The organism is Pseudomonas sp. P4_D7 (assembly GCF_056401755.1).
The window spans coordinates 1-3637 of the sequence record NZ_JBFUIR010000113.1 but is presented as its reverse complement, the minus strand read 5'-3'; the positions used below and the strand labels follow the sequence as shown (position 1 = coordinate 3637).

General features: G+C 58.0%; 3 protein-coding genes. 1 reads left to right on the top strand and 2 read right to left on the bottom strand.

Features of this window, described 5'->3' with window-relative positions:
• On the top strand, positions 1-1591 hold a 1591-nt coding region (locus tag AC1DVF_RS28660), incomplete at its 5' end, for a hypothetical protein (RefSeq protein ID WP_477783565.1).
• On the opposite strand, the gene AC1DVF_RS28655 is transcribed toward AC1DVF_RS28660, so the two are convergent.
• On the bottom strand, positions 1552-3030 hold the full coding sequence (locus AC1DVF_RS28655; protein ID WP_477783564.1) for a hypothetical protein: 1479 nt from the start codon (positions 3028-3030) through the stop codon (positions 1552-1554). The genes AC1DVF_RS28660 and AC1DVF_RS28655 overlap by 40 nt on opposite strands.
• A gap of 38 nt (positions 3031-3068) precedes the next feature.
• Positions 3069-3637: DegT/DnrJ/EryC1/StrS family aminotransferase (locus AC1DVF_RS28650; protein ID WP_477783563.1), on the bottom strand; the 569-nt coding region annotated here is incomplete at its 5' end.

Here is a 3637-nt window from a genome sequence, read left to right as displayed (position 1 = left end):
GCTCTGGACGACATGGGCGCTGGCTTTCCTGGCAGCGGGCCTTGCTCTTGTGGTGGAAGGAAGGGTAGGACTCAACCTGTGGGACGAAGGGTTCCTCTGGTACGGCGCACAGCGCGTCGCCTCCGGGGAAGTTCCCATAAGGGATTTCATGGCCTATGACCCAGGGCGCTATTACTGGGCCTGGTCTCTTGCTGCACCCTTTGGTGGCACCCTGATGGCCATTCGCGTTGCCACTATGGCATTCGCGTCGCTAGGTCTGGCAGTGATTACTACGCTGCTGCGCAGCGCGACGTCCGGCAGGGGATGGCTCTCGCTTTGCGCCGCGGTACTCTCGTTAACGGCATGGATGTTTCCGCGCCACAAGTTGTACGACATCGGCCTGTCGATGCTGCTGATTGGCCTACTTGCGTGGTGGTTCCTTCAGCCTTGCAGGCTGCGAACTTTCTTCCTCGGTGTCGGTGTGGGCTTGGCCGCTTGTTTCGGCAGGAACCATGGGGTGTATGCCGCCTTCGCGTGTACCGGGGCATTGCTGTGGCAGCAATTGCCTCTGGGCGGATCGGCGCCAACATATCAAACGCAGCCATCTCCTCGTGCCAGTCTTCTTCGCACCTTCCGCCCCTTCGCATACGGGGTGACCGTTGGTTTCGCGCCGATACTTCTAGCCTGTGTTTTTGTACACGGATTTGGGGTCGCATTCRTCGAGAGCGTCCGCGCGTTGGTCGCTTCCGCGCAAACCAATCTTGAGCTACCCATTCCTTGGCCGTGGGGCGTGCCATGGTCGCAGATGACGACCGTGGAGGGCGCCCGTCAAGTCATCGTCGGCTCTTTATTCGTCGCTCTACCGATTTACGGAGTGGCGATGCTCGCGCATTTAACCATGCGTCGGCTGCGCGCCGGAGATGCCATAGACCCGTGTTTGGCGGCGACTGCCTTTCTGGCACTTCCCTACACGCACTATGCGTTCTCCCGCGCGGACATAGGGCACCTTGCGCTGGGCATATTCCCGATGCTTGTCGGCGCTCTGGTTTTGGCGGCTCATCGTAAGGGTTGGGGGCGCGTGTTCTGGAGCTCCGTCATTGCGGCCGCGAGTATGTTTGTGGCGGCCCCATCGCATCCCGCCTACACCTGCGAAGTGAATATCCGTTGTGAGCCGGTTGATGTCGACGGGACAACCTTTGAGGTCGACCCAGGCGCCGCCGCGGATGTAGCCTTGGTGCGCAGTCTCTCCGCTCGTTTCGCGCCGAATGGCCAGACCTTCGTGGCAGTACCATTCTGGCCGGGTGCCTATGCCCTCATGCACCGCAAGTCCCCCATGTGGGAGATTTACGCGCTTTTCAAACGAGACGAGAGTTTCCAGCGAGACGAGATCGGAAGAATTGAGTGCGCCTCACCGGCTTTCATTGTATTGCTTGATGTCGCGTTAGACGGAAGGGATGAGCGGCGATTTTCAGCAACTCATCCTTTGATTGCCCGGTATTTTGCAAGTCACTACGACCCGATAAGTGCGTTGTCTGATAGTGCCCACACTATCTACGCCGCACCGCCGACGCCTCACTGGCGCGCCTCGGGCTGCGGTGATTCTTCCCAATGAATCCTGTGACGTTTCCTGAATTTTGGGGAAAAGACGTTCCATTGTCCGGTCGATAGAATGGCAATCGATTCTATGCGACGCGCCACGGTCCACTGGCATGGAGGTATGTTGGTCGAGCATACCGTCGGTGTCGAAGTAGGATCTAGCCATAGGGCGTGAATCTGGTTGGCCATCTGCTGGTTATAGTCACGAACGTAGGGTGCGTCTCGCGTTGTCAGGGCGGCATATGAAATCCACAACGCGATCACAGCCAGTCCGGAAGCGCACACCGCAGAGTGTCCCCATCGGCGTACTTGACCCGTGGCCACTTGGTGGGCGCCTAGCATCAGCAGTGCTACCAGTTGGAGAAGGTAGAACAGGGTGTAGCGTGGCTGGATGAAGTAGTCGAAGCCGTACTCAGGGACGCGGACTATGAGTACGCCTGCGATCGATCCATAGCAAAGAAGCATGATCGCCGCGGCGATGAACGGGAGTCGCTTGTCGGGTTGCCGAAAATATGTCGCCCAGAACCAAACGGTAGCCAAGAGCATGACGGCCGACGCGAATCCGGTGATCGCCCATGCCTGACTGTTGGAGAATGCGAGGTCGACGAGGCGGCTGGTGGATACCAGTGCACCGCCGAGCGGGGCAACGAACAGCTTCCACGCCTGATCGCGATCACGTAACAAGTTGCCTAGCGGAGCGACTATGTCGTCGGTGCCTAGCGAGCCGCGCATGAATATCAGTGAGTACAGGCCCTTGTAGGCCAGCACTGCCACGATCACGGCGGCAAAGGTGGGAGCTATTTTCCTCCAGTTCCTCGAATGCCAAGCGTTGATCAAGAAAAGTATTAATAGACCCACTACGATCATTACGCCCAGCGTGTCCATTAGTGCGCAACCAATCAGCGTTGCAAAAAAGAGACGAACCGGGTTGTCACGTAAGAGGCACGTGTGTGCGTATGCCGCCAGGAGCACCGCGCCGAGGATGTCCGCGAAGATCAGTGTCACTAATGACCATTCAAAGACGCCTCGCGAGCACTGCGAAAAAATTGCGCCGAAGACCGCAACGATGAGTATCGCGGCTGTCACTCGTTTTGGACTGCCAGTGTGAACAAGGGCGAGGCGAACTTCGCGCGAAATAAAGCACGCAAGACCTAAGGCGAACAGGCCACCAATGGCGCCCTCGACTCCAAAGTCCATGTGGAAGAAATACATATGAAACCAAAGCACGGCGCGCTGGATCGGCTGTGCATGGTCATAGCCGAGTGTGCGCTTYCCAAAGAAGTCGCTTAAGCCCAGGCTGTGGTTGTTGTAGTTCTTGACGAACCCTTCCGTGAAGCTCCACGAATCTGCGATGACAACCGAGATGCCCGTCGTATAGGCGTAGTGAATCGTGTAGTACGCGATATACACAGCGCCGAGCCAAGCAGCCCACTCTGCGATTTGCGTCATCGCCACGACAACTCGAGGGCGCGAAGCACCGGTCGCAGAGGCGCTCACGCTGCGGACGCCTGGACAAATGCAGCATCGATAGCCTGCGTCACTCGATCTTGGCTATCCGCAAGACCCACCCACAGCGGGAGCCGAATCAACGTGTCACTCACTCTCTGAGTTACCGGCAATGCTCCATGTGAGCGGCCGTACTTCTGGCCGGCGGGGGAGGTGTGAAGCGGAATGTAGTGAAAGACAGCTTGGACTTGTTGCTCCTTCAGTGCCGCAATGAGCTGGGTCCGAGCAGGCAGGCTCTCCATGAGGAGGTAGTACATATGGGCGTTGTGCGTACAGTCCGCGGGGAGAACGGGCCTGCGGGCCGGGTGCCCGGCCTGGGATGCCCAAGCTTCATACCGCGACCAGATTTCCATGCGCCGATCCGTTATCTCCTTCCCGTGTTCCAGCTGTGCGTATAGAAAGGCAGCTGTGATCTCGCCTGGCAGGAATGAAGAGCCGAGGTCGACCCATGTGTATTTGTCGACTTGGCCTCGAAAAAATCGGCTGCGATTCGTTCCCTTTTCGCGAATTATTTCTGCGCGTTCCGCAAGGCGTTCGTCATTGATCAGTAGAGCCC